Source organism: uncultured Erythrobacter sp. (genome assembly GCF_947502395.1).
Taxonomy (GTDB): domain Bacteria; phylum Pseudomonadota; class Alphaproteobacteria; order Sphingomonadales; family Sphingomonadaceae; genus Erythrobacter.
This window is the reverse complement of record NZ_CANMZM010000002.1, coordinates 1-17,713: the sequence shown is the minus strand read 5'-3', so window position 1 is coordinate 17,713 and position 17,713 is coordinate 1. Positions and strand designations below refer to the sequence as shown.

General features: G+C 54.4%; 15 protein-coding genes, 1 pseudogene and 1 riboswitch. Of the genes and pseudogenes, 6 read left to right on the top strand and 10 right to left on the bottom strand.

The features are described from left to right. Position 1: 1 nt before the first annotated feature. Positions 2 to 625 carry a hypothetical protein gene (locus tag Q0778_RS06275; RefSeq protein WP_298334909.1) on the bottom strand — a complete coding sequence of 208 codons (624 nt, stop codon included), beginning with the start codon at positions 623 to 625 and terminating at the stop codon, positions 2 to 4. A gap of 78 nt (positions 626 to 703) precedes the next feature. Then, entirely contained in the window at positions 704 to 1,177 is a 474-nt protein-coding gene (locus Q0778_RS06270; protein ID WP_298334907.1) for an Lrp/AsnC family transcriptional regulator, read from the bottom strand. Between the two features lie 108 nt (positions 1,178 to 1,285). On the opposite strand from Q0778_RS06270, the gene Q0778_RS06265 reads away from it, so the two are divergent. Continuing rightward, positions 1,286 to 2,320, top strand: a complete 1,035-nt coding sequence (locus Q0778_RS06265) for a cysteine synthase family protein (protein WP_366519522.1) — start codon at positions 1,286 to 1,288, stop codon at positions 2,318 to 2,320. 460 nt (positions 2,321 to 2,780) lie between these two features. Next, positions 2,781 to 4,856, top strand: a complete 2,076-nt coding sequence (locus Q0778_RS06260; RefSeq protein ID WP_298334905.1) for a tetratricopeptide repeat protein — start codon at positions 2,781 to 2,783, stop codon at positions 4,854 to 4,856. Positions 4,857 to 4,983: 127 nt separating this feature from the next. Here Q0778_RS06260 and Q0778_RS06255 read toward each other — a convergent pair whose 3' ends face one another. Next, positions 4,984 to 5,412: a hypothetical protein gene (locus Q0778_RS06255; RefSeq protein WP_298308735.1), complete on the bottom strand. Its 429-nt coding sequence runs from the start codon at positions 5,410 to 5,412 to the stop codon at positions 4,984 to 4,986. 170 nt (positions 5,413 to 5,582) lie between these two features. On the opposite strand from Q0778_RS06255, the gene Q0778_RS06250 reads away from it, so the two are divergent. Both Q0778_RS06250 and Q0778_RS06245 read left to right on the top strand, forming a co-directional pair. Further along, positions 5,583 to 6,335 carry a response regulator transcription factor gene (locus tag Q0778_RS06250; RefSeq protein ID WP_298308738.1) on the top strand — a complete coding sequence of 251 codons (753 nt, stop codon included), beginning with the start codon at positions 5,583 to 5,585 and terminating at the stop codon, positions 6,333 to 6,335. Between the two features lie 143 nt (positions 6,336 to 6,478). Continuing rightward, positions 6,479 to 7,537 (top strand): alpha/beta fold hydrolase, encoded by a 1,059-nt coding sequence (locus Q0778_RS06245; RefSeq protein WP_298334903.1) that lies wholly within the window; start codon positions 6,479 to 6,481, stop codon positions 7,535 to 7,537. Here Q0778_RS06245 and Q0778_RS06240 read toward each other — a convergent pair whose 3' ends face one another. From Q0778_RS06240 to Q0778_RS06225, 4 genes are read right to left on the bottom strand one after another with little or no spacing between them, the layout of a single operon-like run. After that, positions 7,538 to 8,326 carry an ABC transporter ATP-binding protein gene (locus Q0778_RS06240; protein WP_298334901.1) on the bottom strand — a complete coding sequence of 263 codons (789 nt, stop codon included), beginning with the start codon at positions 8,324 to 8,326 and terminating at the stop codon, positions 7,538 to 7,540. Further along, positions 8,323 to 9,300: an iron ABC transporter permease gene (locus Q0778_RS06235; protein ID WP_298334899.1), complete on the bottom strand. Its 978-nt coding sequence runs from the start codon at positions 9,298 to 9,300 to the stop codon at positions 8,323 to 8,325. Before Q0778_RS06235 ends, Q0778_RS06240 begins: the two co-directional genes overlap by 4 nt. Next, on the bottom strand, positions 9,297 to 10,148 hold the full coding sequence (locus tag Q0778_RS06230) for an ABC transporter substrate-binding protein (protein WP_298308749.1): 852 nt from the start codon (positions 10,146 to 10,148) through the stop codon (positions 9,297 to 9,299). Before Q0778_RS06230 ends, Q0778_RS06235 begins: the two co-directional genes overlap by 4 nt. Continuing rightward, complete coding sequence (locus Q0778_RS06225) at positions 10,148 to 12,019, bottom strand: TonB-dependent receptor (RefSeq protein WP_298334897.1); 1,872 nt, start codon at positions 12,017 to 12,019, stop codon at positions 10,148 to 10,150. The genes Q0778_RS06230 and Q0778_RS06225 overlap by 1 nt, the downstream gene beginning before the upstream one ends. A gap of 229 nt (positions 12,020 to 12,248) precedes the next feature. Then, a riboswitch (cobalamin riboswitch) is annotated at positions 12,249 to 12,471 on the bottom strand. 331 nt (positions 12,472 to 12,802) lie between these two features. On the opposite strand from Q0778_RS06225, the gene gmd reads away from it, so the two are divergent. Then, entirely contained in the window at positions 12,803 to 13,924 is a 1,122-nt protein-coding gene (gene gmd, locus Q0778_RS06220) for a GDP-mannose 4,6-dehydratase (RefSeq protein WP_298334896.1), read from the top strand. 7 nt (positions 13,925 to 13,931) lie between these two features. Continuing rightward, positions 13,932 to 14,903 carry a GDP-L-fucose synthase gene (locus Q0778_RS06215; RefSeq protein WP_298334894.1) on the top strand — a complete coding sequence of 324 codons (972 nt, stop codon included), beginning with the start codon at positions 13,932 to 13,934 and terminating at the stop codon, positions 14,901 to 14,903. 62 nt (positions 14,904 to 14,965) lie between these two features. Here the strand turns inward: Q0778_RS06215 and Q0778_RS06210 are convergent, their stop codons facing one another. From Q0778_RS06210 to Q0778_RS06200, 3 genes and pseudogenes are all read right to left on the bottom strand, one after another. Beyond that, a complete protein-coding gene (locus Q0778_RS06210; RefSeq protein WP_298334892.1) occupies positions 14,966 to 15,487 on the bottom strand; it encodes a hypothetical protein in 522 nt (173 codons plus the stop codon). Between the two features lie 40 nt (positions 15,488 to 15,527). Continuing rightward, positions 15,528 to 16,184: a hypothetical protein gene (locus Q0778_RS06205; RefSeq protein WP_298334890.1), complete on the bottom strand. Its 657-nt coding sequence runs from the start codon at positions 16,182 to 16,184 to the stop codon at positions 15,528 to 15,530. A gap of 374 nt (positions 16,185 to 16,558) precedes the next feature. Then, positions 16,559 to 17,298, bottom strand: a pseudogene (locus Q0778_RS06200) (IS5 family transposase). Positions 17,299 to 17,713: the final 415 nt, after the last annotated feature.

The following is a 17,713-nucleotide window of genomic DNA, read 5'->3' as shown; positions in this document are numbered from 1 at the left end:
TTCAGCTTTCCTCCCGGCTACAACTTGCTTGGACCCAGCGAAGGTTTACGCCGATCAGATCGGCGTCGGGCGCAGCCCAAGAATAACTCTCTGCTCGGACTGGGTCCTGTTTGTGAATGTAAAGAACCAGCGAGGGTTTGTTGCGGCTCCCACGTGCCCAAGTGACATTGCGCACCCGGATAGTGACATCGGGTGCCACGCCTTCACCGGCAACCAGCACTCGCCCGCCTTGATCAAAGATCTTGAGTTTGTTTGCAAAGGCCCAGTCGGCATCGCCGTTGGGTTTGCCAGCAAACTTCTTGACCGAGACCCAGCAGGACATTGCGCGAGCCTTGCGAAGTTCGCTTGCTCCGATCTGCCAGCCGCCTCCTGCACGCGGTGACAAGTTTGGTATGGGTTCGGAAGACCAAACGCTCTTGGATGCGCCGAAGGCGTCGATCATCCGCCATTGGCCATCCTCACCGACTTCGATCCCAACCCAATCGGCCTTCTCGCGACCTTCTTCTTCGGCGAAGTAAGCATCCTCGGTATTGGTCCAGATCCCAGCAGGGATGGTGTCATTGGCTAGGGTCGGGTGCGCTATTACTGCGAGCCCAATTGCGATCATTGTTGAGAGCTTTGACATGGGCATTAACCTACGCGCCTCCTGCCTGATTGGGAAGAGTTGTCCGGACAAATCTGCATACAGCCAGCTCTGCATGCTTTAAGTTATCGGAACAGCCGTTTCATACTTGATCCGCTCCATTGCAAAACTGGCGGACACATCAGCGAGTGAAGCGGCAGCGATCAGCTTCTTATAGACGCGGTCATAATCGGCGACGTCGCGCACCAGCAGTTTGAGCAAATAGTCCACGTCTCCGGCCATCCGATAGAATTCGACCACCTCTGCTACCCGAGAGGTGGCATCGGCAAACCTGGTCAGCCATTCAGCGCTGTGGTTATCGGTCTTCACCGAGACGAAAACCGTGACATTCAGTCCAACAGCCTCTGGAGAAACGAGTGCTACCCTTCTCTCTATCACGCCGCTCGCTTCGAGCTTTTTGACACGCCGCCAACAGGCATTGGTTGAAAGGCTCAGAGTCTCAGCCAGAGCTTCGAGCGAAATGGTCGCGTCTCGCTGTAGCGCCTTGAGGATTGCTCGATCATTCCCGTCAAAATGTTCTGTGAAATCTTTCATGTGTGTGAAAATATCACACATAATGGGTAAATTATAGGGATTTTGACGATGATTTCTCTCGAGTGATGGCTGATCTTCTCAATGGTCTAACTGGGACAGGATAATTGGATGCTCAATCAAGTTTCGTCGCAACCTTCGTTCGGTTGGCCATGTGTTGCCAAGATGGTGGGAGGCACCCCGCTTTTTCGATTGGACCTGCGCGCAAGAGGCCGCGACATCACCGTCTACGCCAAGGCAGAGATGTTCAATTTCTCGGGCAGCATCAAGGATCGCATGGCCTTGATGATCCTTAAGCGGGCCACCGAGGCTGGCAAGCTTGCGCCGGGACAGCGCATAGCCGAGGCAACCAGCGGGAATGCGGGGATCGCCTTGGCAGCCATCGGAGGCGCCCTAGGGCATCCGGTGACGATTTTCATGCCCGACTGGATGAGCAAAGAACGCCAGGCTCTCTTGGAGAGTTTTGGCGCTGAGCTTCGACTGGTTTCCAAGGAGGAAGGCGGTTTTCTAGGCTCAATCGCACGCGCAGAAGCATTGGGCCAAGAAGAAGAGGCCTTCCTACCCCGACAGTTCTTCAACATGGACAATTGCCTAGCCCATTTCCAAGGAACAGCACCCGAGTTGCTTGCCCAGCTTCAGGGCGACGGAGCCGATCTTGGCGCCTTTGTTGCCGGCGTAGGAACCGGTGGAACGGTTTCCGGGGTCGGCCGCTACCTGCGAGAAATCGGTTTGTCTATTGGTGTGCACCCGATCGAACCGGCGGAGTCACCAACCCTTAGCACTGGCCACAAGGTTGGCTCTCACCGCATTCAGGGCATATCCGATGAGTTCATTCCTGACATCATCAATCTCGAAGATTTAGACGAAGTTATCGCAGTGCATGACGGTGATGCGATCCTTATGGCGCAAAGGCTGTGCCGAGAGCTTGGCGTAGGAGTAGGTATTTCGAGCGGTGCCAACTTGATCGGAGCCATCAAAACAGCGCTGCAAAGGGAAGAGGGGAAATCGATCGCGACCGTCTTTCCAGACGGCAACAATCGCTATCTCTCTACCGATTTGACCGGGATCGAGCCTCGAAAAGCATGCTTTGTTTCAACTACTATTGAGTTTGTGGGGGCCAGAGTCATACCATATCACGAGCCGTAGCATGGCGGCAGCCAAAGTAGCTCGACGTCTTTCTAGCGGAAAATGATACCTTCTTTTTTAAATACTTAAATGGGTTGTTGGCAAGGTTAGTGAAGTTTGCGCTGCATCTCGCCCCAGACAACCAACGTTGCGATTGGTCATTCGCTCACCACCTTTGTGATTGCTATTTCAAAGGCCGCAGCACTTCGAGATTTTCCAACGTGTAGCAGACATTCGTTCTCATTCATCACATCGACTTTGAGACTTATGGCGACTTGCTTGGTGCCGGGCAACTGGCAGACCCGCCGCCCGTGGCCTCAACTGACTGAAAAGACATCTTACGACTTGGATCAAAATCACAAGTTTTGCGTTAGATCAAAGAACAAGTACTCAGTTCGTGCGTAACAAAGAGGGCTTTTTTATCTCGCAGTCGAGTGGAAGTGACGGATGCAACGCGGGTTTGCTAACCTGTTTATTCTGCTTGGGTTTCTTCCTGACCGGAGCGCTTCCTGCCACTGCCTCTGCACAAGGCGCAAATGCCTGCGATCAAGTGTTCTCGAATCTCCCTAAGAGAACGCCGGACAGGATTGAGACAGGACGGCCATGCGTTGAACAGCTGCCAAACCTGCCCGTGTCAGAGCAGGCCCGCATCGCCCGCGAGTATGCCCGAACTCTGCCTGCATTCATTCCGGAGTCTGAATTTGAAGACCTGATTGCGGCGCTCGATCCCGCTGCACGCCTTCCTCTGGAAGCCCATTTCTCGCGATACTATTCGCATTCACCAGACCCTGATACTGTCACGAAACTCAATGATCTTGGCACACGAGTGACGGTGTCAAACGACGCGCTTGCCCGGGCGCACTATGAATTAGCTCGGGGAATTCGGATTTTTCGCCTCGGAGGCGATCATCAGGAGATGGAGCGCCGAATGCGGGTTGCCCTTGAGCTGGCTCGTCAGAATGATGTCGTAGGACTGATCCCTTTCATTCACAACGCACTAGCCGTTAGGGCGAAGGCCGATGGTGACTTCGTCGCGGCAGTTGATGAGTACCAAAGAGCTTTGGCTGCGTTTGAAGCCAATGACGACCGCGCGTCGACTGGTATAGTCTATGCTAATATTGGTAACGTTTTCTCCGACCTCGGAGATAATCTGCAGGCCATCCGTTTGTATGAGCAAGCCATCGCGATTTACGACGAGTATGAGCCGGAAGGGTCAGAACGGCGTGTCGCAGCGAAGGTCAATCGAGCTAGCGCGTTGTCCAATGAGGGAAAGTACGAGGAGGCGGTTGAAGCTTTCGAAGTAGTGCGCGGTGAAAATGCCAAAGTGAACGGCAATCGTTTGACAGGACACATCAACTATCAAAATGCATTGGCGCTCTACGGCATCAACCGGCGGAGCGACGCGATTGCGATGGCGGAAACAGCGGTACCCCAAATCCTTGAATTTCGCGACCCAGCCGAAGCGGGTGCTGCGCTAAACTGGTTAGCGGCGCGGTATCTTGAGGATGGGAAATTGGATGATGCCCAGTCTGCACTTAATCGGGCGCGCGAGATAATGGAGCCAGGTGCCGAGGGGGCAGCCGGATTGCTTGATAATCCAGGCAACACTTTCTGGGCCCTGGAATATGCGGAAAGCATGGGATCGCTGCTGACCGAGCTGGGGCGCCCTGAAGCTGCTGCCCCATATTTCAAGGCGGCGCTGACTCTGAGCAATGATCGTTTTGAAAATGAGAAAATTGAGGCCATCTCAAACAGCGGCCTTTTGTTCGAGTTGCGCGACCGTGACGAACGAATCCAAAGGATGAATGATCGAGCACAGATTTCCGAGCTTCAGCTTTCGCAATCGAGACTGCAAACCACACTTGGCTTTGCCTTGGCATTGGCGATTGGCCTGGTTGCGTTCCTTATCTTTCGTTCATTTACAATCCAGAAGAGCCTTGCCGCATCCAAGGACACTCTTATTTCCGAGATCCATCACAGAACGAAGAACAATCTCCAGCTTCTCACAAGCCTGTTCAATATGGATGCTCGCCGACTGGTGACAGCGGAGGAGGCGCACCAGCGACAACTTGAAGCGGCCAGTCGCGCCCGGACGATGGCTATTTTGCATGACCATATTTACAGCAAGGCGAGCCAAGATGAGCCCGAGGTTGAAGTGAAGGAGTTTTTTGAGCGTCTACTCACTCTGCTGGAAGAGAGTTTTGGTCGAAAGGGGGTCACGCTTTCGCGCAGCGTGCAATCGGCCAATATGGATATAGGCCGGGTCACCCCGCTCGGGCTTCTAATCAGTGAGCTTGTTACCAATGCATACAAGCATGCCTTCGACGAAAATGAAGGACACATTGAATTCTCGCTTGTGGATTTGGGCACGAACATCGAGATCGAAGTCAAGGACAATGGCGTGGGCTTGCCCGAAGGCATATCAATTGGCGATAGCAATGGGATCGGCATGACGTTGATCAGGGATCTTGCTGAGCAGCTGGATTCGATCAGCACAGTCGAAAGCAACAGCTCCGGAACGATCTGGACATACGAAATTGCTAAAAAAGCCGCCTGAGCGAACAAAAAAAGGCGCCCGGCGCGTCTCGACTTAGTCGATGGCGCCGGGCGCAGATGCGTGTCTCACTGCGTCGGGTTCGCAGGGTTCGGGGGAGAGGGTAGGACACGCATAACTTGTAAACTAGTTACTGGATCAGGCTCCGTTGCTGGGCATGGGTGACTCGGAAAATCGCAATGGCGAGCAGCCAGGAAAGGATCGATCGGCGGGTGTCACAGGTCCCCAGCTTCTCTGAGACACTTCGCAATGTCTCATCAACGGCTTGGGATGCTGCACTTTCCGGCAGGAGTCTGTCGAAGAACATCTGAAGGACTTCACCAAAGTCACTCAGAAGCTCCCTAAAGGCTTCTCCGTCGCCACGAAGCGAACGGACCAGCAATGCCTTCCAATGATACGGGTCGTCACTCATATGCACCACTTCAATCGATCTAATCGCCGCCCAGTCCGGTTCCCCATATGGGCTGCTCTGGTTCGCAAATCGCGGTTTCCCCAAGACGATCTCGGGCAATTGCATCGATCTGGGCGGTGGTTGATGCAAAGCGACTGCCGAAGCCATTGTTTCCTCCTATGTCTCGGGACTGACTGTCGAGACAATTGGAGAGATACGGGCTTCTTCTGATTCGGTATTTCAAGATTTCGGCCGAAATGTTCAATTCTTGCGAGCAACCGATTTCGTTCGAAATGATCTAATGGACTTTGCTCCGTTGAGCGCCGATAAAGGTGGCGATGGCAAGGGTTTTAGTAATTGAGAATGATCGTGTGATTGCACGTGACCTTGCTGAGATTCTCAGCTCGCTCGGGCATGAATTGACAGGTTCCGCCACAACATTCAGCGATGGTGTCGCACTGGTGGAGCAAATGGCGCCCGACCTTGTCTTGATCGATATTCAGATTGACGGAGATCGGGACGGGATCGCACTGGCGACCGAACTACGAGAAGAACATGTGGTTGCGATTGCCTTCATCACCAGCCACGCTGATCATTTGACGATTGCCAAAGCTTCTGCTGTTCGGCCCAATGGTTACCTCGTCAAACCGTTTGATGATGGGCAGGTCGAAGCCTTGGTCAGCACCGCTTTGGCAAACCATAGCGGGTCTGGGGGCCAAGTTGATGGTCATAAGGTCGACGCTGATAACAACGTGGCACGGCAATCGCTCAACACAATCCAAAAGAAGCTGGTCAGCGATTATGTCGAGCGGCACCTTGATCGGGCGATCAAGATTGAGACTATGGCCGACCTGTGTAAAATGAGTCCTTCGGAATTCTCAAAGCGGTTCTCTTTCACCTTTGGGATGACTCCCTACCAATTTGTGACTTCGCAGCGCATGGGCGAGGCCAAGAGATTGTTGCGAAACACGGTCTGGCCGATTGCCGAGATCGCTACCGCCGTTGGCTTTGCCAACCAATCGCACTTCACATCTGCATTCCGAAAGTCGGAGAATGCGACACCGCTGCAATATCGCAAGTTTGCCCAATAGGTTTTATGTCCTCGGGCAACGGAGTTGATCTTCTCAGTCCTGGTCCGGTGGTCTTGTCATGCGCATGATTGCTGGACAAATCCTCAGTTGCAGGTGCAGAATCTCTACCCCGCATAGTCGGTCAAACGGAAAGAGCACCATACATGATCAAGAAGATTCTCATCGGCTTAGGCGTTATCATCATTGCGTTTGCGGTGTTTGCTTTCGTCATCACTCGGCCAGGAAGCCTGGTCACACCTGAAGGTGGGGGCGTGATTGCACTTGAGGCCGGTGAATTCGAAGCATTTCCATTGCCAGAATACGCGCAGGCATTCGTGGGCGATGATTACAAAAGCTATTTTGTCGAAGTTGAGCCCGGGATCAAAATCCACGTCATGGAAGTTGGAGAGGGAATGCCGGTTTACATGCAGCACGGCAATCCGACCTCTGGCTTCCTCTATCGCAAAGTGGCCGAGGAATTGCCTAAGGACCAATTTCGGCTGATCATGCCGACAATGGTGGGCTTGGGCTTCTCAAGCAAAGTCCCAGAGGATCAGCATACTTTGGAAAACCACATGCGATGGATGACGGCGGCACTGGCCCAGCTTCAAATCAGCGAGGCGATCTATGTTGGGCAAGATTGGGGCGGCCCAGTGGGTATGGGGGCGATGGCCCGCACTCCCGGATTAATGCGAGGCGCCGTGGTCATGAACACAGGCTTCACTGCGCCGACCGAAAAGCGCGACCTCTCCTCCGCGCATGCGATGGTGAAGACGCCCGTTGTGGGTGAGATGGCACTAGAAGTATTTGGCTCGATCTTTGACCGCTTGCCAGGCGCACAAGGCGATCCAGAATCTATGCCGGAAGACGTGCGAGCGCTTTATGGACGACCTGTTGAGGAAAGCGGCAACGCTAAAGCCCCGGTTGCCTTAATGCGGATGGTTCCCGATGGCCCCGATCATCCCAGCGCCACCCAAATGCGCGAGATTGAAGCCTATGTTGCCACTCTTGATGTCCCAGTTGAGATCGTCTGGGGCGTCAATGATCCGATCCTCGGGTCGGCGCTTCCGACCATGCAGGCGAACCTCCCTAATGCGCCCACGACCGAAACCGAGGCAGGCCACTTTCTGCAGGAAGAAGTGCCGGGTGAAATTGCCCGGGCTGTTTTGAGAGTGGCTAGTCAATTGGAAGCGGGCGAACTTGAGACCGAGGAAGAGCTCTAGCTAGCCGTCTTCGGCTGATGGCCCCAATATATCGATTGAAACGCTGCCGGTGCCATCGACATCAATACACGCCTCGATCCCGAAAACTTCCCGCAATCGGTCTGGTGTTAGGGTCTCGTTCGGGGTGCCATCGGCAATAACCCGCCCTTTGCTCATCCAGATAATCCGGTCAGCATAACGTGCTGTAAGGGGCAAATCGTGGAGCACCGTTAGCAGAGCCCGACCTTCGCCGGATGCGCATTTGAACAGCCGCAAGATCTCATGAGCGTAGCGCGGATCGAGCGCCGCCACCGGCTCATCCGCAATCACAACCGGAGTTTCCGCAGCCAAAGCGCGTGCCAAGTGAACTCGCGAGAGTTCTCCTCCTGAGAGCGTATCGGCGGCCCTTTCCTCGAAACCCTCTAGGTCGCACGATGCAATCGCCCTTGTCACAGCATCTGCATCCCCTGACGATAGATGCGAAGGTCCTCCGCCGTAAGCAAAGCGGCCGAGGGCTACGATGTCGCGCACGGGTTGGGGCCAAACGAGTGGGCGTTGCTGAGGAAGATAGGCGAGCAGTCGTGCCCGTTCTATCGGCCTCATTGCTGCAATGTTCCGGCCTCGAATTTGCGCACTGCCCGCACTGGCTTCGAGAAGCCCCAGAGCGAGACGCAGCATGGTGGTCTTACCAGCGCCATTGGGCCCGATCAAAGCGGTCAGCGTACCCGCTTCAAGAGCGAAGCTTGCATCTTCGACAAGCGCGCTCCCTGATGCAACATAGGAGAGGCGCGATGCTGCAAACAAGCTCATGCAAGCCTCCTTCGCGCTGCGATCCAAATGAAGATCGGCGCACCGATCAGCGAAGCCACCACGCCGAGTTTCATCTCAAAATCGGTAGGGAGAACCCGGACCCCGATATCTGCGAGGACCAGAAGGAGCGCTCCCAGCAGGGCAGAAGGAACAAGCAAGCGCGACGCATCATAGCGCACCAATGGCCGCACGAGGTGCGGCGCGACAATGCCGACAAATCCTATGGCTCCGGCGAGGGCGACTGCTGCGCCGGTTGCAAGGCCAGCGCCCAAGATAATCGCAAGCCGCTGCTTGGTGAGATCGAGGCCCAGACCTGCCGCCGTTTCCTCACCGAGAGCGAGGGCAGCAAGCCCGCGTCTCGACACAAACAGCACCATCATTCCAGCGAGAGCGAAGGGTGCCGCAAGCAAAAGGTCTTCCATGCTGCGATTGGCCACTGTGCCTAACATCCAATTGACCATATCAGCGAGGCTGAAGGGATTGGGTGCCAAATTCATAAGCAGCGCCATTAGCGCGGCGGAAAAACTCGACAGACCAACGCCGATCAGGATGAGAGTCACCACGGATTGGGTGCGAAGCGCAGCAGCAGCAACCACCAGTGTTGCAACAAGCGCCCCTGCAACAGCAGCCAGGGGGAGCGCGAAGGGCACGCTGGAAGTCAGGCCGAAATAGAGCGTGCAACTGGCAAACAGCGCCGCGGTTGCGGAGACCCCCAGAATGCCGGGCTCCGCCAATGGATTGCGCAAGAGGCCCTGCAAGGCCGCCCCGCTCATTCCCAGGGCCGCCCCCACCAATGCAGCGGCGAGGCTGCGCGGTAGACGAATGTCCCAGACGACCAATTGATCGCCTACACTAGCCTGAAATGCCAGTGCGCTGAGAACTCGGTCGAGCGGCAAAGGCACCGAGCCAAGCAGCAGCGAGAGCACAATCGTTGCAATCAGGCCGAGCGCCAAGAAAAGGGAGAGTCGGCTCAAGACGCATCTCTCCCAGCCTTGGACATTTTCTCAATCGCTTCGATCAGGAACCAGCCCCCGCACGAAGTCCATGCGCCATCAAGGGAGGCAATGGGCAGTTCTTCTAACTGCGCCTTCGCGATTGGGTGGCGAGTTGCGCTCCAATTCTTGAGGTCATTCGCCTTGCTCTCGAAGAAGGCAGCGACCACCAATTCCGGGCGCTCATAGGCGAGTCTTTCAAGCGGAATGGGGTTCCACCCGGGCTGAGACTGAAAATTGTACAAGCCGGCCGCCGTCATTAGCTCGTGGATGAGCGTTCCGCTCCCTGCCGTCACACCGCCCGGTGTCATGTAGAGCGCATTTGGCTCGCCGCCCCTGGGCTTTGTGAGCGCGGCGAGCCGGCGATCAAACTCGGCGATCACTCCGCGCGCTTCTCCAGGCTGGCCAAGCGCCTTGCCGATACGCTCAATCTCTGAGCGCACCTCATTGATGTCTTGTGGAAAGCCGATCTGCACAATCGGAACCCCGGCTCGCTCCATAAAGCTGGTGACGTTTGGACCGCCACCATAGGAGCGCACGATCAGATCAGGCTCCAATGCCAGCACATCGGCCGCACGCGGACGGACCTTACGGAGGCCCTTTGCCTCTTCGCGCAGGTAAGAGAAGCGCTTGTCTGCATCGATGGAGAGCGCGAGGATGTCCTCCCGATCCGCAAAGCGCAACACGTACTGGTCCGCGCAATAATCGAGGCTAATGATCCGCTGAGGCTCGACCGATCCTTGCGGCACACTCGGCTCCTGCTCCTCAATTGAAGAACAGGCAAGAAGTGAAAGGCTTAGCGAGCCTGCAAGGATCGGTGCAAAGCGCATCACATCCGATAACGCACGCCACCAAAGACAGCGCGGCCTGGTTGGCCGAATTGGAATATGGTCTCGTAGTCCTCGTCGGTCACATTCTCGATCCGGCCAAACACTTCTAGGTTCTCCGTGATGCCGAAGCTCGCGCGAAGGTCGGCCACCACATAGCCATCGTTTTCAATTGTATTGGCAACGTTGTCAAAACTGTCACCCACGATCAGGACGGTTGCGCCTACGCTGAAGCCGCTCCTCGTGCGGTAGTCTGCGACAAGACTGGCGGTTTCCTCAGCCCGACGCGCAAGCCGATTGCCGGTGGTGTCGTCAAACGCGTCGATAATCGAGTAGTTTAGAGAAACGTCAAACCCATCGACTGGTTGGAGTGCGATCTCAAATTCCCACCCATCGGTGGAGACGCTGTCAGTGTTCTGATAGGTGCCAAAGGGCCTTGGGTTCGCCGGATCGTTGCATGCAGCGATTGGGTTGTCGACGCAACTCACAAAGGTAAGTTCGTCAGTGCCATCGCGGTTGAAGTAGGTGACGCCAACTTCTGCGCGATCTTCTAGGAATCGGTGGGTAATGCCCACGTCCCAGCTCTGCGATTCTTCGGCATCGAGGTTCGGATTGCCGAAATTGCTGAACTGCTGGAACAGCGATGGGGCCTTGAACCCTTCGCCATAGCGTGCGCGCATTACCGTATCGCCGCCATTGGGTGTGAAGGCTCCACTTCCAGCTAAAGTGGCTTCGCTGCCAAAGGTCTCATGATCGTCATAGCGAACGCCGCCGGTGAGCGAGAGGCCTTCAAAGGGAAGCGCGTTGACTTGTCCATAGAAGGAGTTGAGCGAGACCTCCGCTGTGGTTGGTGACGCGCCAAAGCTCGATGAGGAGAATTCTGATTCCTCGCGTTCGGCACCAAAGACGGCTTGTATGTCCTTGGCCGCGTCGAACACGCCCTGATATTCGTAGCGACGGTTCTCACCATTGCCATCGAAGGTGACGAAATCTGTATCAAGATTGACATTGTCCCGGCTGATGTCGGTGTAGGCAAAGCCCAGGCGATTGCGGAAACGACCATTGAGGAATGAGCCGTTAAGGCCGACGTAGCCCACAAAGTCCTCTCGGTTGGACACTTCGTTGGTGTCGCCAAAGGCAAAAGTAGGAGGAGCGAAACCATCGATCTCCGTCTCCCCATCGGCATAAAAGCCGCGCAGATCGAGTGACACATTGTCGGCAAGCGCCACATCGATCTTCCCGTTGAAGCCGATGCTTTCAAACCCGTCTGTTTCAGCGCCGCCGAGCTTCTCGTTAAAGGCGGAGATGCCGTCCGTTGTGAAGTAGGTGCCGCCAAGACTAGCGGCGACTGGGCCAAGGCGCCCAGAGACATTTCCTACAAGCTCCGCCGTGTCGCGCCCGCCATATTCAGCTCTTGCGAAGACCCCTAATTCGTCTGTTGGTTCTCGCGTTAGAAGATTGACCACCCCTCCGATCGCCTCATTTCCGTAGAGCACCGATTGCGAGCCGCGCACCACCTCCACGCGGGAGATGTTGCCGGTGAGAAGCGGGCCAAAATCAAAACCTGCCCCGATGGTGGATGGGTCATTGAGTTTGATTCCGTCGATCAGGACAACGGTTTGAACGCTCTGCGCGCCGCGGATGGACACACCAGCTGCTGTGCCAATGCCGCCATTGCGGTTGAAAGTGACGCCTGGGACGGTACGCAGAAGATCAATTACTTCACTGGACTGGCGTTCAACAATCTGATCCTCGGTGATCACCGTGACTGACTCGCCGACTTGTGAAAGCGCACGCGCGGTGCGGTTGGCGGTGACAACAATGTCAGCAGATTCGGTGGTTTCGCCGCCCTGCCGATCGGTGGTCTGAGCCATGAGAGGAGGTGATGGCAGCGCGAGAGCTGACGCGGCTGCAAGATAAAAGTTTCGTTTTATCAATGTGATATCCAGAGTTTTTCCGCGTCAAGGTTTCCTGCCTTCAGGCGGCGCAATAGACAGTGGCCCGATCGCGCACGCCAAAACGCGCACGACCAAGGAAAATGGCCATCGAACTGCCGCTACTTCGGAAAAAGAGCTTTCCTGTCCCGCAAGGCTGAACCCGGCCCCGGACGAACGACGCGATGGCAGGTCTCCTGGCTCACTGATCAACGCGACTGAACTGTCTTCCCAGCTTCGACCCAAAGGTCATCGCCAGTGACATAAGTAGTTCAGGGCTCCCAGCTCACAGTTGCGGGCACAGCGCCGGATTTGCTCGTCAAAGCGCACCGGCTTCCCTCTTAGCGAGCAATGCGTGTTGCATCGTCCGCACCATCTGCAGCCGCGCTAAGCGAGGGATGTGCGTAAGTCAATTCGCTCTCGATGAAGAGAACTGGCCAATTCCGATGGATTTGATTGCAGAGCATAGAAACAGTTGAGCAAAAAAATGATAAAAAAGGGGGGTGGACGTATTCTACGGCAAGGCTATGGCGATGTGAGTTTCGAGAAGAAATAGTCCCCTATGCCAACCCGTCATGTCAAAATGACCAATTGCGATCAAACTGGGAGACATTCGTCTTTGAGACCGGGGTCGGGAAATGGAGAACCAAGCCTGAACCAGTTTGCAAATCGGTAGGGCACAACGGCACGCGTCGAGTTTTCCTAGAAGGTACACGATAATACATGACTAAACGCGCACTTATTACAGGTATCACTGGGCAAGATGGTTCATACCTTGCTCAGTTTCTTTTGGAGCAGGGCTACGAGGTCCATGGTATTAAGCGCCGCGCTTCGTCATTTAATACGCAGCGCATAGATCATATCTACCAAGATCCCCATGAACCCAATTCCAAGTTGACGCTCCACTATGGAGATCTGACCGATACATCCAATCTGACCAGGATCATTAAGGAAACAGAGCCCCACGAAGTCTACAATCTGGCGGCTCAATCCCATGTCGCGGTAAGTTTCGAATCGCCCGAGTACACTGCCGACGTGGATGCAATTGGAACTCTGCGCCTGCTTGAAGCGATCAGGTTTCTGGGCCTTGAAAAAAAGACCCGTTTCTATCAGGCATCCACATCAGAACTTTATGGTCTTGTTCAGGAAGTCCCGCAAAAAGAGACGACCCCTTTCTATCCTCGCTCGCCCTATGCCGTGGCAAAGCTCTATTCCTACTGGATCACAGTCAACTATAGGCAAGCCTACGGCATGTATGCCTGCAATGGGATTCTGTTTAATCACGAGAGTCCTAGACGTGGCGAAACCTTTGTTACCCGCAAGATCACCCGCGGTCTTGCGAATATTGCTCTAGGCCTCGAAAAGTGCCTCTACATGGGTAACATCGACGCATTGCGCGATTGGGGCCATGCCCATGATTATGTTCGTATGCAGTGGATGATGCTGCAACAGGACGAACCTGACGACTTCGTGATCGCCACCGGAAAGCAATATTCTGTGCGTGAGTTTATTCATTGGTCGGCAAAAGAACTTGGCATCGCACTAGAGTTCAGCGGGGAAGGCCTCGAAGAGGTTGCAACAGTGTCTTCGATTGAGGGCGATGAGGCTCCGGCGCTCAAAGTTGGCGACGTTATCATGAAGATTGACCCACGGTATTTCAGGCCAGCCGAGGTAGAGACTCTTCTAGGTGATCCCACAAAGGCGCACAATCTGCTTGGCTGGGAGCCTGAGATTTCCGCTCAGGAAATGTGTGCTGAGATGGTGGCCGCTGACCTCAAAGAGGCGAAACGTCATGCCTTGCTGAAGTCGCATGGGCTTGAGCTGCCAGTCAGTCTAGAGAGCTAATCACGCCATGACTAAGATCTTTGTCGCAGGCCACAAGGGCATGGTGGGAAGTGCTATTCTTCGAAAGCTCGAAGCACGCAATGCGGCGGGTGAAGACATTGAACTGATCACGCGGGATCGCAATCAGCTCGATCTCATAAATCAGGCCGCTGTTGCTGACTTCATGCTAGAAGAGCGCCCCGATGTGATCATATTGGCAGCAGCGCGTGTGGGCGGCATTTATGCCAACAACACCTATCCTGCAGACTTCATCTACGACAATCTGATGATGCAGGCGAACACCATCCAACAGGGGTTCGAAGCAGGTGTCAGGCGCCTGCTTTTCCTGGGTTCTTCATGCATCTACCCCAAGGGCATTCCGCAGCCCATGCGCGAGGACTCCCTGCTCACGGGCGTTCTTGAACCCACCAACGAACCTTATGCCATAGCGAAGATCGCAGGGATTAAACTTTGCGAGAGCTACAATCGCCAGCACGGCACGGATTTTCGCTCGGTCATGCCGACAAACCTCTATGGACCTGGTGACAACTTCCATCCTGAGAATAGCCACGTTCTCCCCGCGCTGATCCGACGGTTTCACGAAGCGAAGGAGGCCTCCTTTGATGAGGTTGTGATCTGGGGGACGGGAAGTCCTCGACGTGAGTTTCTCCATGTTGATGACATGGCGGAAGCGTCCTTGTTTGTGCTTGATCTACCTCGCGAGACCTATGAAGCGAACACGCAAAAAATGCTCAGCCACATCAATGTTGGCTGCGGCAAGGATGTCTCTATCCTGGAGTTGGCGCACCTTGTTGCCAAGGTGACGGGCTTCACGGGAGAGATAAAGACAGATCCCAGCAAGCCCGATGGAACGAAGCAAAAACTGATGGATGTTGGGCGCTTATCGAAGATGGGTTGGGGCGCCCAGATCGAGTTGGATCAGGGAGTTGAAGGAACCTATCGCTGGTTCTTGGACAACCACGCCGATCTACGTGGGTAAGGTGCCTTGAGGTGGTCGAGGGTATGGTCAAGTGACTCGCAGGCCACTTGGGTTGCTGCAACTCACTGATCGTCAAAATATGATCGTAAGAGCTTTCGGAAACGGGGCGCGACGTGAGGGCGCAGAGCACCTGAAGCCTCTTCGAACTCCAAATCCAAATGCGCTAAGGAAGCCAAATGGCTGTCAAAATCGATTAGTGAAGGACGTCCATCTACCGTGATGACGTTCTTCCAACCTAGGTCAGAAAAGACCCATCCGCTTCTCACGCAAGCGTTAAACACGGCTTCCACAAAGTCATTTGGAATGACTTGGGACATAGTCCCTGCTCGGGTAACGTATCCTCTCACTTTTTCATTTTCGTCATAGATATAGCTGACAAACGCAGAAGCAATGTTCTCAGAAAAAAAGCCAACTGCGAAACCATGCGGCTCTTTAATGTCACCAAGGAGCTTGTATTGATTTCCGTAAAAGCAGCCAGACTTCGCTAGGTAATCCGGGCCCCAAACCTTATACCAATAGGTGTCATCACAATAAACGTGACGATCACGAGGAGTGTCTGCGCCCCATCGATCGTCGCTTGTCATGTTGCGCAGGCGCGTAAAATCGATGTCGGAGAGTTTCAAGTCAGCGCTCGCTGATCAAAACTGGAAATACTTCGTTGCCGAGCATGTTCTCGTTCACCACGATTTTGATCCTCGTCATTCCAATATTCTCGAGAAACTGGATATTCGACGCGATATCACATAAGCCGTTGTAAAGGTTTGTTTTGCTGACGTGGCTCTTGAGTGATCCGTCGTTCACTTTGATCATCCGAGCAGGCCTGCACTGGATGATTATCTTCGAAGCTTTTTCTTTGGCATCCTTCAACAAGATTGAGATTTCATCATTGTTCAAATGGTAAAGAACAAGAGTCAACAAAAGTGCGTCATAGTCGTGATCTACAACAGATCTCGCTGTCTGTTGATAGAATTGCAGATTCTCAAATTTGCAGCCTTTGCCTTCAAAAAACCGGCGGAACTTGTGGCTAATCTCGATATTGTCTTGATCCAACTCTAGCGCGGTAACTCGCTTGGCAATTGGGCTCATGAGAAGTGAATACATTCCAAAGTTGCTCCCAACTTCAAGAACCTTGGACCCTCTAAAGTGTGGCAATGCATCGATCACAGGCTCCGTTTTCTGATCAACCCTTTGATAGTTTAGAGGATAACCAGATGACATCGAGGAGATGTGCGATTGTAGCTCGTTGAAGTTCTTGGTAAAAAAGTCAGCGTTAAAGTTCATTGGAATCCTCTATCAGGCCGTCGTAAAGAGCAGCAACAGGCGGTGCTCGCTATGGTGTTAAAGTTCAATAGCGTCAAGCCTTCAGAAATACGCCTTGAAACTCCAAGCGCCAGGAGTGCAGGAAACAAACTCTCTTTTGAGTTCTTAGTAATTTCTGGACGTCACCTTTGCAGCCATTTTCATGATTCCTTGCTTGATCTGAAATGGACTTGTGGCCCTCAATCATTGGTTATTGGCGTTTGAATTGGCGAGTGGCTTTTGTGCCAGCGATCGAAAGCGGCGGAGGCCATGTTTCTGGGCAGATCGGAGATTTCTTGATCAGATACTGTCTGCACAATCTGCGGGTAATCATGCATACAGTGCACAGGTCTGGTCTAGGCCTTGTTGACAAATTGATTTATCCAGAGGCGTGTTGCGGCGATATGTATGAAGCCGAGATAGCGTGCTGATGTTTTGTCGTATCGGGTGGCGAGACGGCGTGAGCATTTGAGCTTGGCAAAGCATCGCTCGATCCGATTCCGCAGGGCGTAGGTGACGGTGTCATGCGCCACCGGCTGTTTGCGATTGGCCTTGGCCGGGATCACGGCTGTTCCACCGCGCTCGGTGATCGTTTTGCGGATATGATCGCTGTCATAGCCTCGATCAGCCAGGAACATGCGAGCCGCGGCCAGATCATCATCGACCAGCGCATCGAAGCCCTTGAAGTCGGAGACCTCACCGCCGGTCACTTCCGCCCGGATAGGGAGGCCGTGAGCGCCAGAGATCTTTGGGGTAATGAGGTGTATTTTGGAGGTGAAGCCACCTTTTGAACGGCCAAAACCCTGTCTTTGAGTCCCCCTTTTGCGCCCGCTGCCAGATGGTGCGCGCGGATCACGGTGCTGTCGATCATCTGCACGCCGTCCGGCACCGCACCGCTATCATTGAGGGCATCGAGCACCAACTCCCACAGCCCTGCCAGCGTCCAGCGCCGGAACTGGCGATAGACGCTCGACCACTTGCCAAACTCTTCAGGCAGATCGCGCCATGCGGCACCTGTGCGAGCAATCCAGAATATGCCATCGAGCACACGGCGATGGTTGGACGCCGGGCGACCGCCCTGACCCCGCACCGCCATCAAAAAAGGCTCAAAGAATGCCCACTCGTCATCCCTCATCAGCAACCGCGCCAAGATAACCTCCGCAAAAGCTATCTTGAATCACATCTCACAGCACTTGTGAATCCAATTTGTCAACAGGATCTAGATGCGGTGAGCACTATGTGTCGCGATTATTGCCGTCGCATTTGATGTCAGTCGCTGTGTGTCTCGAAGCGCGGGTTCTTGTCGAGAGAATCTTTTGGGAGCAAAGCCATAATGGAATCCATGGGTCTCGGCCGGGCGGCTTGGCAGTTAGGCGCAGCAGATTACTGGCGTCACATTGCACTGGCCAAAAGGCGAAATACGCGTCACGGGACTGACGCGCTCCTCTGGAATGTGACCGATTTTTGTTAGAGTCTGGCACGAAGGAGTCAGACGAGGATGAAACGAAGTC